At 38.9% G+C, this 16,802-nt stretch carries 19 protein-coding genes and 1 riboswitch; of the genes, 10 read left to right on the top strand and 9 right to left on the bottom strand.

Annotation, left to right across the window (positions count from 1 at the left end):
• Window positions 1-97: 97 nt before the first annotated feature.
• The gene (gene moeA / locus B0169_RS08315; protein ID WP_077285584.1) at window positions 98-1,333 is read right to left on the bottom strand and encodes a molybdopterin molybdotransferase MoeA; all 1,236 of its coding nucleotides are present in this window, start codon (window positions 1,331-1,333) and stop codon (window positions 98-100) included.
• Window positions 1,334-1,597: 264 nt separating this feature from the next.
• Window positions 1,598-1,755, top strand: a riboswitch (molybdenum cofactor riboswitch).
• Here moeA and moaA point away from each other — a divergent pair.
• The 7 genes from moaA (at window position 1,741) to B0169_RS08350 (ending at window position 7,337) form a co-directional block, all read left to right on the top strand.
• On the top strand, window positions 1,741-2,712 hold the full coding sequence (gene moaA / locus B0169_RS08320; protein WP_077285490.1) for a GTP 3',8-cyclase MoaA: 972 nt from the start codon (window positions 1,741-1,743) through the stop codon (window positions 2,710-2,712). It overlaps the preceding riboswitch by 15 nt.
• Window positions 2,712-3,362 (top strand): molybdenum cofactor guanylyltransferase, encoded by a 651-nt coding sequence (gene mobA, locus B0169_RS08325; protein WP_077285491.1) that lies wholly within the window; start codon window positions 2,712-2,714, stop codon window positions 3,360-3,362. Before moaA ends, mobA begins: the two co-directional genes overlap by 1 nt.
• The gene (moaB, locus tag B0169_RS08330; protein ID WP_077285492.1) at window positions 3,355-3,885 is read left to right on the top strand and encodes a molybdenum cofactor biosynthesis protein B; all 531 of its coding nucleotides are present in this window, start codon (window positions 3,355-3,357) and stop codon (window positions 3,883-3,885) included. The genes mobA and moaB overlap by 8 nt, the downstream gene beginning before the upstream one ends.
• A gap of 46 nt (window positions 3,886-3,931) precedes the next feature.
• Window positions 3,932-4,702: a molybdate ABC transporter substrate-binding protein gene (modA, locus tag B0169_RS08335; RefSeq protein WP_158077066.1), complete on the top strand. Its 771-nt coding sequence runs from the start codon at window positions 3,932-3,934 to the stop codon at window positions 4,700-4,702.
• Window positions 4,695-5,393, top strand: a complete 699-nt coding sequence (gene modB, locus B0169_RS08340; RefSeq protein WP_077285494.1) for a molybdate ABC transporter permease subunit — start codon at window positions 4,695-4,697, stop codon at window positions 5,391-5,393. Before modA ends, modB begins: the two co-directional genes overlap by 8 nt.
• Entirely contained in the window at window positions 5,390-6,595 is a 1,206-nt protein-coding gene (gene modC, locus B0169_RS08345) for a molybdenum ABC transporter ATP-binding protein (RefSeq protein WP_077285495.1), read from the top strand. The genes modB and modC overlap by 4 nt, the downstream gene beginning before the upstream one ends.
• Complete coding sequence (locus tag B0169_RS08350; protein ID WP_077285496.1) at window positions 6,588-7,337, top strand: HesA/MoeB/ThiF family protein; 750 nt, start codon at window positions 6,588-6,590, stop codon at window positions 7,335-7,337. The genes modC and B0169_RS08350 overlap by 8 nt, the downstream gene beginning before the upstream one ends.
• A 109-nt stretch (window positions 7,338-7,446) precedes the next feature.
• Here B0169_RS08350 and rmf read toward each other — a convergent pair whose 3' ends face one another.
• Window positions 7,447-7,620, bottom strand: coding sequence for a ribosome modulation factor (gene rmf / locus B0169_RS08355; RefSeq protein ID WP_077285497.1), 174 nt, complete (start codon window positions 7,618-7,620; stop codon window positions 7,447-7,449).
• A 311-nt stretch (window positions 7,621-7,931) separates the two neighbouring features.
• Window positions 7,932-8,153: a DUF3820 family protein gene (locus B0169_RS08360; protein ID WP_077285498.1), complete on the bottom strand. Its 222-nt coding sequence runs from the start codon at window positions 8,151-8,153 to the stop codon at window positions 7,932-7,934.
• Between the two features lie 227 nt (window positions 8,154-8,380).
• Between B0169_RS08360 and B0169_RS08365 the strand changes: the two genes are divergently transcribed.
• Window positions 8,381-9,505, top strand: a complete 1,125-nt coding sequence (locus B0169_RS08365) for a DUF3083 family protein (RefSeq protein ID WP_077285499.1) — start codon at window positions 8,381-8,383, stop codon at window positions 9,503-9,505.
• Window positions 9,506-9,880: 375 nt separating this feature from the next.
• Entirely contained in the window at window positions 9,881-10,441 is a 561-nt protein-coding gene (gene msrA, locus B0169_RS08370) for a peptide-methionine (S)-S-oxide reductase MsrA (RefSeq protein ID WP_077285500.1), read from the top strand.
• A gap of 308 nt (window positions 10,442-10,749) precedes the next feature.
• Here the strand turns inward: msrA and B0169_RS08375 are convergent, their stop codons facing one another.
• The 5 genes from B0169_RS08375 to folB all read right to left on the bottom strand — a co-directional run bounded on the left by B0169_RS08375 (window position 10,750) and on the right by folB (window position 14,899).
• Window positions 10,750-11,598 carry a tetratricopeptide repeat protein gene (locus tag B0169_RS08375; protein ID WP_235838520.1) on the bottom strand — a complete coding sequence of 283 codons (849 nt, stop codon included), beginning with the start codon at window positions 11,596-11,598 and terminating at the stop codon, window positions 10,750-10,752.
• 250 nt (window positions 11,599-11,848) lie between these two features.
• Window positions 11,849-13,003, bottom strand: a complete 1,155-nt coding sequence (locus B0169_RS08380) for an acyl-CoA dehydrogenase family protein (RefSeq protein WP_077285502.1) — start codon at window positions 13,001-13,003, stop codon at window positions 11,849-11,851.
• 200 nt (window positions 13,004-13,203) lie between these two features.
• Complete coding sequence (locus B0169_RS08385) at window positions 13,204-14,016, bottom strand: undecaprenyl-diphosphate phosphatase (RefSeq protein ID WP_077285503.1); 813 nt, start codon at window positions 14,014-14,016, stop codon at window positions 13,204-13,206.
• 5 nt (window positions 14,017-14,021) lie between these two features.
• Window positions 14,022-14,528 carry a 2-amino-4-hydroxy-6-hydroxymethyldihydropteridine diphosphokinase gene (gene folK, locus B0169_RS08390; protein ID WP_077285504.1) on the bottom strand — a complete coding sequence of 169 codons (507 nt, stop codon included), beginning with the start codon at window positions 14,526-14,528 and terminating at the stop codon, window positions 14,022-14,024.
• Window positions 14,528-14,899: a dihydroneopterin aldolase gene (folB, locus tag B0169_RS08395; RefSeq protein ID WP_077285505.1), complete on the bottom strand. Its 372-nt coding sequence runs from the start codon at window positions 14,897-14,899 to the stop codon at window positions 14,528-14,530. The genes folK and folB overlap by 1 nt, the downstream gene beginning before the upstream one ends.
• Window positions 14,900-15,113: 214 nt before the next feature.
• On the opposite strand from folB, the gene plsY reads away from it, so the two are divergent.
• Window positions 15,114-15,698: a glycerol-3-phosphate 1-O-acyltransferase PlsY gene (gene plsY, locus B0169_RS08400; RefSeq protein ID WP_412842121.1), complete on the top strand. Its 585-nt coding sequence runs from the start codon at window positions 15,114-15,116 to the stop codon at window positions 15,696-15,698.
• A gap of 13 nt (window positions 15,699-15,711) precedes the next feature.
• On the opposite strand, the gene tsaD is transcribed toward plsY, so the two are convergent.
• On the bottom strand, window positions 15,712-16,761 hold the full coding sequence (tsaD, locus tag B0169_RS08405; RefSeq protein ID WP_077285507.1) for a tRNA (adenosine(37)-N6)-threonylcarbamoyltransferase complex transferase subunit TsaD: 1,050 nt from the start codon (window positions 16,759-16,761) through the stop codon (window positions 15,712-15,714).
• Window positions 16,762-16,802: the final 41 nt, after the last annotated feature.

Raw genomic sequence — 16,802 nt, forward strand, 5'->3', positions numbered from 1 at the left:
ATGACCCTTTATCGCCTTGCGCTGATTTCCTAGCTTAACGCTGAAACTGCATTTTCAAGTGGCTTGGGTATATATCAGTAAGTTAGTTCTTCAACCGCTAAGAGAAAAAGCGCTCAAATAAACGCACATCAACCGTTTCTCCGGCTGATACTCGGCCTTGCTCTGCTGGTAGCACAATATAGCAATTTGCTGAAGCGATACTGGTTAAAATACCCGAACCTTGGCTGCCTGTACTATTAACCAGTAATACGCCGTCATTATCATAAGATAAAACACCTCGTTGAAAGTCCATACGACCAGGTGATTTTCTTAACGCTGTTACTGTTTTTGCTTTCAGTGTTATCGTCGGTGTAGGCTGATAATTTTGTAGCTTCATAAGGGCTGGTAAAGCAAGTAAGTCGGCCGTAACCATGGCTGAAACAGGATTGCCCGGCAAACCAAAAAACAAGCTATTAGGTAGTTTACCAAAAGCAAATGGCTTACCTGGTTTCATGGCAATTTTCCAAAACGCAATTTCACCAATTTGCTCAAGTACAAGCTTGGTATAATCGGCATCACCTACCGAAACACCACCAGAAGAAATAACGGCATCAGCTTGCTCATCAGCTTGTATAAACGCAGTTTTAATAGCATTTTCATCATCAGCAATAACCCCAAAATCAATCACATTGACATTAAGATTTTTCAACATGCCTGCAAGCGCATAACTATTACTTTCATAAATATCGCCTTCACCTAACGGCTCACCTAAACTTTTTAATTCATCGCCGGTGGCAATAAGTGCGACATTAAGTTTACGAAACACCTCAAAATCATTAATACCTAATGAAGCCAACACTCCAATATCGATAGCTGATAAACGTCGGCCTTTTGCAAAAACCACATGGCCTTGATTAATATCTTCACCGGCGTAACGAACATGATCACCCTTCTTTCTCGGGGCTAAAAATTCAACATTTTCTCCCTCTACCTGACAGTTTTCTTGCATTTCTACGGTATCACAGCCTTCTGGCATCTTAGCGCCTGTCATAATACGTATACATTCACCTTGACCACACTTACCTTGGTAAGGTTGACCCGCCATTGAGCGACCCACTAAACGTAAATGTCTTTGGGCAACTAAACTATCTTGTGCAAAAGCGTAGCCATCCATTGCAGAGTTATTATGGGGCGGCACATTAATTGGGCTAGTAATATCACTGGATAAAACTCTTCCTAACCCTTCAGATAAGGTAATATTTTCAATTTCGGTGATAGGAGAAATAGCAGCAAGCATTGTTTCTAACGCTTGAGCAAAAGGCATTAATCCGGGAGCAGAACAACAATCGACCATAATAGATTCTTCCAATTTATATTGTATTTTATCTCTGTAGCCAAACACATTAAGACTTGCTTCTTAATGGCTTTTTTCAACTTAATTTGGCTGTTCAATATTAAAAAACATTAATCACACTATTTTTGAAACTTAAATAACGTAACTAGGATCTGTTATATTGATCATAATCATACTATGCTTGTGATTATATGATATAAAACAATAAATCATAATGCCTGTTGAATTTTCATTTTTCTATTTATCTTAAATTAAAACTTCAACAACGCTATTTTTCGCCGAGCTATTTTAGCTAAATGAGTTGCGATGCAACTGATATGCTGTTGTAGCCGTAAACCAAAATAATATTTTGTGTTTACCAGGGTTAACAAGGAAACTTGTTTGCCTCCCGACATTGGAAAGGTGACATGTTAACAGACAACTTCGGACGCAAGTTTTATTACTTGCGGCTATCGATCACAGACGTATGTAATTTTCGTTGTAACTATTGTTTACCTGACGGTTATCAGTGTGATCACGATAGAAAATTCCTCACTCTGCCTGAAATAACTCGTTTAGCCTCAGCATTTTCGCAAATGGGCACAGAAAAAATTCGTATTACGGGGGGCGAGCCTTCTTTGCGTAAAGACTTACCTGAAATTATTGCCACCTGCAAGCAAACACCTGGGATTAAAAAAGTTGCAATCACCAGTAATGGTTTCAAACTGCCTGAACATCTACCTACTTGGTTAGATGCTGGCATTGATGCAATCAACATTAGTATTGACAGTTTAGATCCTCGACAGTTTCATGCTATTACGGGCCATGACAAACTTAATCATATTCTCAAAGGTGTCGATATGGCACTCGCTGCAGGTAATACCGACATTAAAATTAATACGGTATTAATGCGTGAGTACAATGGTTACGATATTGCCAGTTATTTAGCTTGGCTAAAAGACACGCCAGTGACCTTACGTTTTATTGAATTAATGCAAACTGGTGACAACCAAGCATTTTTTGATGCACAACACGTACAAGGCTCGCGCATTAAGCAAAACCTTATTTTAGATGGCTGGTTACCGGTTATTAATGACAAAGCTGCGGGACCGGCACAAGAGTTTTATCATCCTGATTATGCGGGTAAAATTGGTTTGATCATGCCTTATTCAAAAGATTTTTGTAATAGTTGTAATCGCTTACGTGTGAGTTCACTGGGTAAGTTACACTTATGCTTATTTACCGAGCAAGGTTTATCATTAAAAGATTATTTACAAACTGATGATGTAGAGCCACTTAAAGCCGCAATTAGCCACATGATGACCGATAAAAAACAAACGCATTTTTTACATGAAAAGCTCACCGGCGCGACAAAAAACTTGGCAATGTTGGGTGGCTAATGAGTGCGGTAAGTAATGTTTTTCAACCTTGTTTAGGTGTGGTGTTAGCTGGCGGAAAATCGTCTCGTATGGGGCAAGATAAGGCCAGCTTGCAACGCAATCAACAAGATATGCTCAGTTATAGCAAAAACCTACTGAAAGCTGCTGGCAGTTCACAGGTAATTGTCAGTGGTGGTAAACATGGCGTTGACGATCTCATTGCCGATATGGGACCACTAGGCGGTATTCAAAGTATTATCAGTCAATTTAAACCACAAGCATTGTTAATATTGCCGATTGATTTACCCTTAATGACCTCAGCTGAACTTTCATCATTAAAACGCGCAGGCGAATTAAGCCAGCAAGCATGTTATTTTACTGATAATTATCTGCCGTTATATTTACCTATTAACGCCTATGTTGAACAGTTTTTTCAACAACCTTTACAGCAAATGAGCGCGAAAAAAAGCATGCCTGATCAACTTAGTGGCAAAGAAAAAACCATCAATAAGCGAAATTTATCAGGACCTTCTGTACGCAGTTTATTGAATCAAGTTCCGCATAACGTCATCACCCCAAAAAATAGCGACTGTTTATTTAACACCAATACGCCTGAGCAATGGCAACAGGCGCAACATTTATTATCTTTACCAAGGAAATCTCATGTCTAGTACTTCTTCTGTTCATTGTGGCGATGACTTCGTTGCCTTAAATATCGCGGTGTTAACTGTTTCAGATACTCGCGAAGAACATAACGATACCTCGGGTCAGGCTCTTGCTGAACGACTACAAGCTGCGGGGCATAATTTAGCCGCGAAAGAAATATCAAAAGACGATGTTTATCAATTGCGCGCTGTCGTATCTAAATGGATTGCTGATGATAGTATCCATGTGATCTTAACCACTGGCGGCACGGGTTTCACCGCAAGAGACAATACCCCTGAAGCACTATTACCTTTATTTGATAAAGATATTGAGGGCTTTGGCGAAGTGTTTAGAACGATCTCATTAGCAGAAATTGGCACTTCAACCATTCAATCTCGTGCCTTTGGTGGCATGGCAAATAGTACCGTTATTTTATCAGTACCGGGCTCAACTAATGCCTGCAAAACGGCATGGGATAAATTAATTGTTGAACAGCTTGATGCTAGCCATCGTCCATGTAACTTTGTGCCACATTTAAACTTTAAATAACCGAGTTTTTTCGATAATAAAAATGCCTAGATTGTTGAAAAACACATTGCAAAAAACACTCACTCTAGCGATTATTTGGCTGGCACTTCAAGCCAGCCATGTTTATGCTAATGAGCCGATATTATTGCAAGAACGTCCATTACGTATCGCTGTTGCGGCAAACTTTGCTCCCGCTTTAAAAGTTTTACTCGCTGATTTACCCAATAACACAAACATCGATTATCAAATCATTAGTGCTGCAACCGGCACGCTATATCAGCAAATTAAACATGGTGCGCCGTTTGATTTATTTTTATCGGCTGACTCAACACGACCGGCATTGCTAGAGCAAGCAGGATTGATTATTGAAAATAGCCGAAAAAGCTATGCCTATGGTCAAATTGCGTTATGGTCTGCAACACAACCATTAACCAGCCTATCAATACTGAATAACTATTCCGGTAACTTAGCCATTGCTAACCCTGATACTGCACCTTATGGCAAAGCCGCTAAGCAGGCATTAACCTATTTATCACTTTGGTCAGAACAGAAAACTAAATTAGTTACGGGGATAAATATCAGCCAAACCTTTCAACAAGTACGCAGCCAAGCAGTGCCGTTAGGGTTTGTTGCGTACAGCCAATTAAAAATGAATCAATATCAAGGCCTGCTTATTCCTGAACAATTTTATCAACCAATTGAGCAACAATTGGTCATTGTCAAAACCAGTAAACAAGTCGCTATCGCACAAAAGCTCAGTGACTTCATTTTACAAACTAATAGCCAAGCTACCTTGCAACAATTAGGTTATCTACCGGTAAAAACAGAAAATGACTGATATTTCAGCTGATATCCTGGCACTCACCACGACCTTTAAAATGGCAGCGCTAACGACCATAATTTTGCTATTACTCGGGACCCCTCTAGCTTGGTACCTTGCAAAATGGCAAAGTAAATGGAAAGTTATTTTTGAAGCGGTCGTTGCCCTGCCCTTAGTGTTACCACCAACCGTATTAGGCTTTTATTTATTACTGGCTTTTTCGCCCGGTTCATTACCTGGGCAATTATGGCAAAGTGCCACTGGCAGCCAATTAGCCTTTAGTTTTAGCGCGATTGTTATCGGGTCAGTGCTTTATTCTTTGCCTTTTGTTGTACAACCATTACAAAAAGCTTTTGAGCAATTAGGCGATCATCACCTAGAAGCTGCGGCGATGCTGGGTGCTGGGCCTATAGATCGCTTTTTTAGTATTGTTTTACCCTTAACAAAAGCCAGTTTTATTACTGCCACCGCATTAGGCTTTGCCCATACCGTTGGCGAATTTGGTGTTGTGTTAATGATTGGCGGCAATATCCCCGGTGAAACACGGGTCTTATCAATTGCTTTGTTTGATCATGTGGAAGCTTTTAACTACGCTAATGCGCACATACTCTCTGCTGGGTTATTAATTGCTTCATTACTGCTGTTATCTATGGTTTATTTATTAGGTAATAACGTCAATAAAACTCAACAGAATTTAGCTAAGTCATGAGTACATTATCTAACTCGACTAATACCAGCTCAGATTCCCCATCATACTCTGAGCAACTTGCTATTAGTGATAACCCGCATGCAACATCTTTAGCGCTCGCTTTTAAGCTAGCCTTTAATAGCTTTGTTATTTCTGTTGAACAAGAAATTCATCTTTCAGCTGTTACAGGTGTGTATGGTGATTCTGGCTCAGGTAAGTCAACATTATTGCGCATTATTGCCGGTCTTGAGCAACAAGCAGTAGGTAAAATATCCTTAAATGGAAAGTCACTTCAAGATAGTGCTAAAAAACAATATATTAAGGCAGAAAAAAGACAAATAGGCTTAGTGTTTCAAGATAGTCGCTTATTCCCTCATCTCAGTGTTTATCAAAATTTAGCCTATGGTGCTAAGCGACAAAAAAACAGCCAACTTAGCATCGAAAAAGTACTGACATTAACAAAGCTAAAATCCTTACAGCACCAAAATGTCACACAACTTTCTGGTGGTGAAAAGCAAAGAGTATCTATTGCTAGAGCCCTACTCGCAGAGCCGAAACTACTTTTATTAGATGAACCCTTTAGTGCCTTAGATAAAAGTACTAAATCACAAATGCTCACTATCTTAAAAGACATTCAGCAACAACTGAATTTACCCATGCTTTATGTCAGCCATAGTTTAAGTGAATTACAATATATCGCCGATCAGCTTATTGTGGTTTCAGCTGGAAAAATCAGCACTGTCAACCCAATTCATCAAGCGATTCATCAATTAAATAACGCTGAAGAAACTAGCCCTAAAACAAGTTTGTCGTTAACAGTTGCCGAGCACTTACCTGACTATGGTTTAACGCGGTTATCGCTACCAATAGCACAAGATAAAACAGCTAGCATATATTTACCCTTGCTAGAGCAAACCATAACACCGAGCTTACTTGGTCAAAAACTGCCATGTATGATTTATGCACGTGATATTAGTATCAGTATTACTAAGCCTGAGCATAGCTCGATCGTCAACCATTTACCTGCAACCATCATCGAAATACAATACGGGAAAACCAATGCGCTAGTGACGCTAAAATCTGGCGAGCAGCAATTTTTTGCTCAAATCAGTTTATGGTCAAAAAAACGTCTAGCACTAACAATACAAAGCACTGTTTATATTCAATTTAAAGCTAACGCTGTCCACAGTTATCATTATACGGAGTCGCCAAAAAATGCTTAGTCAGCAAGAACAACTTCGCTTTAGCCGTCAAATCATGCTCAAAGGTATTGGTGAGCAAGGCCAGCAAGCGCTAAAAAATGCCCGCATATTAATTGTTGGTGTTGGCGGCTTAGGTAACCCAGTAAGCCTTTATTTAAACGCCGCCGGTGTCGGTAACATTTATCTAGCTGACGGTGACAATATTGATATCAGTAATTTGCATCGACAAATACTATTTAATGAGTCAGACCTTGCAAAAAATAAAGCGGATACCAGTGCTGAAAAACTACAGCAACTCAATACTAGTACTAATATCGAAGTACTTGATGAAATGCTCGACGCAGAGCTTGCCGATTATTACTTCCCTTTAGTAGACCTGGTACTTGACTGTACTGACAATATCAGTACTCGTTACCTCATTAATCAAAAGTGCCTTGAGCACCGCAAACCTTTAGTGATCGGCGCAGCAACCGGCTTTGATGGTCAGCATATGTTTGTTGATCCTAATAAATCTGATAGTGCATGTTATCAATGCTTATTCCCCGCTAGTAAGAAGGTTGCGGAAAATAATTGTCAAACATTAGGTATTTTAGGCCCTGTACTCGCTATTATCGCAGGCATGCAAGCATTACAAGCAATCAAGTTTTTAACTGGTCATCAAGTAGCGACTAATCAACTCAACATTTTTGATGGTTTGAATAACTCGTGGCAGCAATTAACACTTAAAAAACAAGCTAAATGTCCTGCTTGCTCAGCTTTATAATTAATGTAAAAGCACATTAAGTCACGTTCTGACCAATAAAGCAGCCATAAAAAAGCCCTCAAAATTGAGGGCTTGGTTTGAAAATTTAATTCATCAATAAGAGCTCAAGTTATTTAAATAAGCCCATGCTTCTATCAGTTAAGGCTTCTCGCCAGCCACCAAGCCATTCTGATTTAGTATCTGTATTTTGATATGGACATTTTTCTTTTGTTCTGCCACAAAGCCCAGCTTGATAACCATTTGAATGTGCTCTGCCTAACTTGTCTCTTTTTTGTCTTCTCATGAATAACACCTCTACATTTTACTATTTTATAAGTATTTGATAATTATTAATAATTGACCTTAATTAACGAGAGAAGCATACCGTTAACGGCAATATGGTATTACTTCAACCCCAATTAATTTAAGAACAAGCAAACGCTGAAAGCAAGCTGCTATGCTCACAAAACTAGGGCTTGGTAATTTTTTTTAAGGAAAATAAACAACAAATAAAAATAGGTTAAAACTAAGTATTACAAAACAATTTGTTAGCAAAACGCTATATAGCAAACCAGACTTAAAAAGAGCAATGAAAGAACAAATCAGTTTGAAAAGTTAAGCTCTTAATAAAGGCCTTAACATCTCCTCTAAGCCATTAAGTTTAACTTCATAAATTAACGCTAATTGCTGGCCTAACTTTCCTTCAGGAAAACCCTTAGCATGAAACCAAACTAAATAAGGCTCAGGCAACTGTAATAGCTTTCTTCCACTATATTTACCAAATGGCATAACCTGATTAATGGCTGCAATTAACTCTGCATTATTATTTATCGACATTTGTGATACATCTCTTCGTGGTTTCCTCGGTTTACATGAGCAAAATATTATTTTTAATAATTCAGCTGTCAAAAGTTAACTTTTTTGACGACCAATAGCACATCTTATAAATATTTTTAATTGGCTTTTACACGACATAAAAATGTCACAAGCACTGCTTATAATCGCTGACATACCAAAACTTAAATTGGGATCAAGATGATACCAAGTTCTTTCAGGGAATTGTTATGTCAATAGTTAGAAAACGTAGCGCAGCCACAAAAGCCTACATACCGGATAATGCTCGTGATAATCAATACATTTTGGCTGAATTTACCTTAACAGATCAACTACTTTCACAATTACCGAGTCATTCTAATAAAGATGGCAGTGCAAATTATTATGCCTGTTATCAAGCATTAGCTGAATTGTTATTCGATCTCAGTAATAGCAACGGCATCACAAACAGCCTACTTGTTGCTAACGATAAATTAGTGCGGGTGCGCTATAGCCAAGAAATGCATCAGTGGCAAACCAAGCAGCAAATCATCTTCTATTATGATCCACAACAACATGTGCTACAAAATTCATTTTTTGACGCCAGCATTAGAGCCAAAAAAATTACTTTAGTATTTTTGGCATCGGGCAGCGAGATCCGAGTTGGAGCGGCAAAATTTCACCAAAAAGTAAAAGCGCTGTTAGCTAGTTTATCACAACAAATAAAACTGCCCATGACGAATATCCGAATGCGCGATCATCAGCATTTAACCTACGACATATTCGCTAAAAATAAAGGTTGTTGTACTAGCCAAGCACATAAGTTTAGACCCATCAGCCAAAGATATGCGAGCCAAAATGTTGACTTGCCTGAAAATATGTCATCCATCACTTATGCGATTGTTAATTTACCCCTTAACCACAGGATCTCTCAGTTAGTTGATATTGACCCTGCTTCAGCAGATCCCTACAACCCTTTATTTACCTATCTAACTGATACCTTCTCACTCGTAGCAAAGCGCTTTAACTTAAATAATGGCGCTCTGATTGCCAATGGTTTGGTGCCTATTGTAAGGCATAGTTTGCATGAGTTGGTGTCGAAAGTTGGCGAGTTACAAATGTTAGGCTACAACCCTAAGCAAAGTCCCTGTGGTATTGTCAGTAAATGGCAGGCTGACGTACTGGTTGATAATGTGCAGTTAATCTTTGTTGCTAACTGCCATAATGGCGCAGAACAAAACTATGCAAAATTTGTTAATCAAATAGAGCAAGCGATGCGTTTATTTGCCACTGAACTTGAGATCCCGACTGAAAAAGACGAATTAACTTTACGCTTTCATCAGCATGTCGCTTATAACTTGCCATTAGCTGATTGATATATTGTTTGATTGATATACTGTTCAACTAACTCGCCATACCACCTAGAATGGCCTAATCAGCACTAGGTGGTTTGCTTATTAATAGCTTCAATTAACGCATAACCATGATATTACTCAACTTAATATCTGAAATTTAATACCCGTTATATCAAGCTGAGCAATTAAACACCTTCTGTTTCGACGCATACGTTAGCTTTCTCAAGCAAATTATTTTAATCACCTGCTCATTTACCATCAATCATCAAAAAACATATAGACATCTAAACGTCTGAGTGCTACATTCTACTCATGAACATATAGACGTCTATACGTTTTTAAAAAATTAACAATAAAACATTATTTACTACGAGTAATTTTTCAAAGGAAAAAGAGATGAGCATCGAGAAAATAACATTAGGCGCTGGTTGCTTTTGGTGCGTTGAAAATATTTTTGCCCGAATTAAAGGTGTCGTTTCAGTGGTTAGTGGTTACGCTGATGGTGATATTATCAACCCAAGCTACGAGCAAGTTTGTAATGGTATTGCCAATCATGCCGAAGTAGTACAAATAACTTTCGATACGACATCACTGGATATAGAAACGATATTAACTGTATTTTTTGCTATTCATGATCCAACAAGCTTAAACCGTCAAGGTGATGATATTGGTAGTCAATATCGCTCAACTATCCTTTTTCATACGCCCGAGCAACAAGGCATTGCCGAAGCGAGAATTGCGCAATTAAATAACACGGAAGAATTTGAGCAAGCGATAGTCACCACGGTTAAAGCCGTGAATAATTTCTCAAGTGCCGAAAGTTATCATCAAGATTATGTCACTAACAACCCTGAAAATAAGTATTGTCAGCTAGTAGTCGCTAGAAAAATACAAAAGTTTTTAAATGAGTTTTCACATTTACTTAAAAGTGAAGAATCCGCTATTACTGCTGCATAATAGCAATGCGAATAAGATGCTGCTCATTCAGTGAAGCTTAAAAACTTTGCAACAGGCACTAATAAAAAAAGCATAACAATCTCCTGTTATGCTTTTTTATCTAATTAACCTGAGTTTGCGATAATGTATGCGCGAAGAAATTAATACACTGCAATGGGTAAAGTCACTTTAATCAATAATAAAATTGGCGGCATAATTTATTAGCAATGCTATTAGTTTTACGTCAATCAAGGTTAATTCACGCAGCAATTGTAGCATTGATAGGTTTAACTTATCTCGGACTCAAGTTACTTAAAACCCTACGAGTATTAATACATTAACGTGTAAAGTTTACGTCGATATTTACTGGCTAACGCATCACCATCAGGTAAAGACTTCAAGACATCGAGTAATAAATCTTTACTCGCAATATCAGCACCATTTTTTTGCACTAAACGAAACAAAATCGTCAACGCATCTTCATTACGGTTAACTTGACTATATTGTGCAGCTAATTTCTGCTGCAATTCGACATTATCAGGTTCATTAAGTAGTTGCTGTTCAAGTGCTTGAATTTCAGGAGAGTCTGCAGCTTGCATGGCTAATTCGAGCTTCGCCATCAAAGATTGATAATCACTGTCTTGGTCAATCATTTTGATACTTTTCAATAATGACTCTGCTTCCGTGATTTTACCCGTTTGAATATAAACATTGGCTAACACTAACTTAATATCAGCCCGCTCATTATCAAGTTGATAAGCTTGGCTGATGATAGGAAAAGCTTCAGCAACGTTACCTTCAGCTAGTAAATCTTTAGCTTGTACTAACAGTAAATCTTGCTGTTTTGGTAAATATTTAGCTAAAAACTCATTAATGCTTTCATCGGTTTGTGGACCAGTTAAGCCATCAAGTGGTTGGCCATCTTTAACTAAAACCGCCGTAGGCAAACCTTGAATGCCAAACTGCTGAGCTATTTGCCCTTGCGTCTCACAATCAACCGTTGCAAACAGTATTGTATCGCCATGATTAGCCAATGCTGCTGTTAACTTATCTCGCAGTTCGACACTTTCAGGAATTTGTTGGGCCCAAAAGTCGACCAATACAAGTTGGTTTTTCGATTCTTCAATAATAACTTGTTGAAAGTTTTCTAAGGTGATCGCAAGCGAGTTTGTCATCATGCTGCTCCAATAATAAATATATATAGTTTTTAATTGGGTCAAACCCTGAAGATACAAGCAAAGACACTAAATATTTATTAAGTTAAACCATTAAGCGGCACTAACTCAGCCCAAAGGGATAAAAGCAACGTTAAGGAGAAATGATTGAGCCATGCAGCCTAATTATGTATTAAGCTGCAGGTTAGTTATATTAAATCTCAGCCTAGATTATGAGCGGCCTTAATTGCAGTCAAAGTATAATAAATATTAGTTAAACGTTTTGTAGTAATTCTCGCGCTATAATCACTTTTTGAATTTCACTTGTGCCTTCGTAGATCGACGTTACACGCACATCACGCGCCATACGTTCAAGCGGATATTCTCTAATATAACCCGCACCACCCATTAACTGTAATGCGTCATAACAGGCTTTATTTGCATTCTCAGTAGCAAATAGTTTGGCCATTGACGCCGCCATGCCAAAAGGTTGGCCTTGTTCTTTGGTATATGCCGCTTGCATTAACAGTAAGCGAGCCGCTTCCATTTCTGTATAACGTTCAGCCAGCTTCCATTGTAGCCCTTGAAAATTAGCCAATGGCTGACCAAATTGTTTACGCTCAACAATGTGGGCTTTAGCATAGTCAAGTGCAGCAAGGCCAACACCTAATGCCAGTGAACCAATGCCAATACGACCACCCGCTAGCTCGCCTACAGCAACACCAAAACCTTTATTCTCAGCTCCCATCATGGCTGAAGCGGGTACACGGCAATTATCAAAGTGTACCTCATTGGTTGGTGATGCTTTCTGGCCCATTTTACCTTCAGGTTTACCAACAGTAATGCCAGCCGTATCCGCTTCAACGATAAAACATGATATACCTTTACCTTTCTTTGCTTCTGGGTCAGTAACCGCCCAAACCACGAAAACATCAGCAAATGAAGCACTTGTAATATAAAGTTTACTACCGCTGATAAGGTAATCATCACCATCTTTAACTGCCTGAGTTTTCATACCCGCGGGATCTGAACCTGCAGTTGCTTCCGTTAAACAAAAGCCACCAGCACGATACTCACCGCTACAAAGCTTTGGTAAATACTTTTGTTTTTGTTCTTCATTACCAACGGCCTGAATCACCTCAGCGACCATATTAGTAACTGATGTTGTTACCGCAGTTGAAGCACAAGCACGAGCAAGTTCAGTAATAGCTAAACTAAAGGCAACACTACCGGCCTCAACGCCACCATATTCAGCTTTAATGTTTAAGCCCATAAAGCCTAGTTCGGTCAGTTGTGCTAAATTAGCTAAAAATAGCTTTTGATCCATCGTTTCATCAAGTTGTGCAGCTACCGGCGCAAGCTCACTTTCTGCAAACTTTTTCGCCATATCTTGAATCATTATTTGTTCTTCAGTTAAAGACAAATCCATCAAAAATCTCACTTTTAATCAGGTGAATATCTACCATGTTAGGTTCAGAACTCAAGTTTACCTAGGCTTTAATAAAAGCCCAATAGTCCATTAGTACTGTCTGAGTAGATAAAGTAATGCCTGCGAATCACGCTTAGCATCAATATATGTATAACAAAAACGCGCCAAAGCGCGTTTTAAAATGGCTTATAGTGTAACAATTATCCCAGCACAAACCAAAGCAGACCAGCGCCAAGAATTAAGCGATAAATCACGAATGGCATCATACCCACTTTACTGACTAAAATTAAAAAGTAGTGAATGCAAGCATAAGCACTGAAAAATGCTAACACACTGCCTAACCCTAACGTACTCCAATCAACGGGCTCTGCCGACGATATTAACTTATAAGTTAAGTACCCACCGGTCATCACGATGGCAGGAATTGACAATAAAAATGAAAAACGTGCGGCATTTTCTTTATTTAACCCTAACATAAGGCCTAAAGTCATGGTGATACCAGAACGAGAGGTGCCAGGTATCAATGCCAGCGCTTGCGCTAAACCAATAATCATCGCACCTTTGAAGCCTAGTTTCTCAACACTGACATTTTCTTTTGCTTTGATATCCGCAAAACCCAATAAAACACCAAACACCAAAGTAGTAATGGCAATGACAGCGGCTGAGCGAAGATTTTCTTCAATAAAATCTTTGCCTAATAATCCAACGATGCCTAATGGAATGGATGCCAGTAAAATCCACCATGCGAGTTTACCGTCAAAGCTGTTGCTGTTTTTTTCAGGGCCTATGCCCACCGTACCAAACCATGCTACGGCCATACTGCCAACTTCTTTACGAAAATACAGTACGACAGCAAGCAAGGTACCAACATGAAGAGCAACGTCTAAAGCTTGTCCCTGATCTTGCCAACCAAAAACGGCTGATGGCAAAATCAAATGTGCTGAACTTGATATAGGTAAGAATTCGGTTAAGCCCTGAATTATTGCCAAGATAAATACGTCAATGGTACTCATATTCGTTATATTTCCCTATTTTCTTTTGCCCAATATAAGGGCACTTTTTTTAATTTTTGTTGATGTTTATCGTATTGCTGCCATAACTCGTCATAGCTTTTGGCAATAGTTGGGTGAATTAATTGCCCTGCAATTTCAGCTAAAGGCCATAATACGAAAGCGTTTTTTGTAATTTCATCTCGAGGAATTTGTGCGGGAGTATCGGCAATAACATCGCCATAAAGCAGTAAGTCTAAATCTAATGTTCGCGGACTAAATTTTTTCGCATCTTGGCTACGGCCATAAGCAAATTCTATTGTTCTTAGTGTACTAGCCACTTCAGCTAAACTCAGCTCAGTCTTAACGGCAACCACCATGTTGTAAAATGCTTTACCGGCAAAGCCAACCGCCTCACTTTCAAATAATGACGATAAGGTCAATAAACCAAAGGCATCAGTTAACGCATTAAGTCCCTGTTCAATATGATATTGACGATTAATATTGCTACCAAGAGAAATATAAATGTCTGTCATTACTTTGCTTGACCCGACATCGCTATACCACGTTCAATTTCTACACCAACTGTGCTGGCATTATGCACTGCCGTTGGTTTCATCAGTTTTAAACGTAACCAAGGAATATGATATTCAGCCATAAGAAATGTCGCAATACGTTCAGCAAGCGTTTCAATTAAATCAACAGGATTAGCATTAGCGAATTCAACAACGGCTTCTGATATTGCAGCATAATCGAGGGTTTTAGCTAACTCATCGTTTTCTGCTGCTTGTGCTGTATTCCAGCCCATCGCAAGATCAATCACCAGTGTTTGTTTTATTTCTTTTTCCCACTGATAAAAACCAATCGTTGTTTGAAAGGTTAATCCTTCAATATAGACTTTATCCACATTAAGACCCTTTATATGGTTTGCTATGACGTTAATAAAAATAGTACAAACAATCGCCACAAGCTGATTTAGAAAATAAATGGCGAGTTTACCTGTGCAGGTCTAGAAAAACTAGTAATCAACGCGCTACAATGAGAAAAAGCGCTAAAGAAAATCATTTTTATACTTTTTATGGCACCAAATTCAAAAGGAACTTTGTATTAGCAGTTTACTTATTACAGGTGTAATGGTCATGTTGGCTTACTTAGTAGGTTCAATTTCGAGTGCCATATTACTTTGTAAGCTGTTGAATTTACCCGACCCTCGCTCCACTGGTTCAAAAAATCCAGGTGCCACCAACGTGTTACGTATCAGTAATAAGTTTGTTGCGGCATCAGTGCTTCTCTTTGACATATTAAAAGGCACCCTACCTGTGTGGGGCGGCTACTTTTTAGGTTTAGAGCCGGTATACTTAGGCATTATTGCTGTGGCAGCCTGTTTAGGGCATATGTATCCGATATTTTTTAACTTTAATGGCGGTAAAGCAGTTGCTACAGCATTTGGTGTTTTGTTGCCTATTGGCTTAGATTTAGGCGGATTATTGATCTTAACTTGGCTATTGGTTGCAAAAGTCACTCGCTATTCAAGCCTAGCCGCCATTGCTACCGTAGCGATGGCGCCGTTATATACTTGGCTATTAAAGCCAATTTATGTCTATCCGGTATTAATGTTGTCTGGATTGATTATATTTAGACACAAAGAAAACATCATTAGATTGCTCCAAGGCAAAGAACCTAAGATATCTTTTAGCAAAAAGTAATCAAAACTTGCTGCTATATTGCTTCTAAAGTATCTAATGGCCAACGTGGCGTGGCCTTGAAAGTTAAATCGGTATCAACACCGGCTTTTAATCGCTGTAAACCAGCATAAGCAATCATGGCACCGTTATCGGTACAAAACTCAGGTCTAGGATAGAAAACTTCACCACCTAACTTTTTGGTTATTTGCGCTAACTTTTCTCTTAAGGCCGTATTTGCACTAACACCACCAGCAATCACTAAACGGTTTAAATCACATTGCTTCAATGCCCGCTTACATTTTATTGCTAAGGTATCAATTACAGCTTCTTGAAAGGCATAGGCAATATCTGCTTGAGTTTGTGCTTTTTGTTCAGCCGTTAACTCGTCATGGCTTTCTTTACGAATGGTATTGGCAGCTGATGTTTTTAAACCACTGAAACTAAAATCTAATCCAGGTCTATCTGTCATCGGTCGTGGAAATTTAAAACGTCCTTTACGACCACTTTCTGCCATTTTTGCCAATACCGGCCCGCCCGGATAATCTAAACCTAATAACTTAGCTGTTTTATCAAAAGCTTCACCGGCAGCGTCATCAACTGATTCGCCCAAAAGCTCATAGTGACCAATGCCGTCAACACGCACTAACATGGTATGACCGCCAGACACTAATAAAGCGACAAATGGAAAATCCGGAACATTTTCTTCTAGCATAGGAGCTAATAAATGTCCTTCCATATGATGTACAGGAACTGCTGGCAAGTTCCACCCATAAGCTAAACTACGACCGATAGAGCAACCAACCAGCAAAGCACCAATTAAACCAGGCCCAGCAGTATAAGCTACGCCGTCTAAATCAGCTGGTGTCAAGTTAGCTTCAGCAAGTACTTCTTTAATTAATGGAATGGTTTTACGTACATGATCGCGTGATGCTAACTCAGGCACAACGCCGCCATAATCTGCATGCACAGCAATTTGACTATATAGACGGTGTGCAACTATGCCTTCAGGTAGATCCCCTTGGCCATCATCATAGATCGCAATGCCGGTTTCATCACAAGAAGTTTCAATACCTAAAATTCGCATAGTGTTTTATTTACCTAGAACTAAAAGTTCCGCTGTCAAAG

Origin of the sequence: Cognaticolwellia aestuarii (genome assembly GCF_002000025.1) — a bacterium.
GTDB classification, from domain to species: domain Bacteria; phylum Pseudomonadota; class Gammaproteobacteria; order Enterobacterales; family Alteromonadaceae; genus Cognaticolwellia; species Cognaticolwellia aestuarii.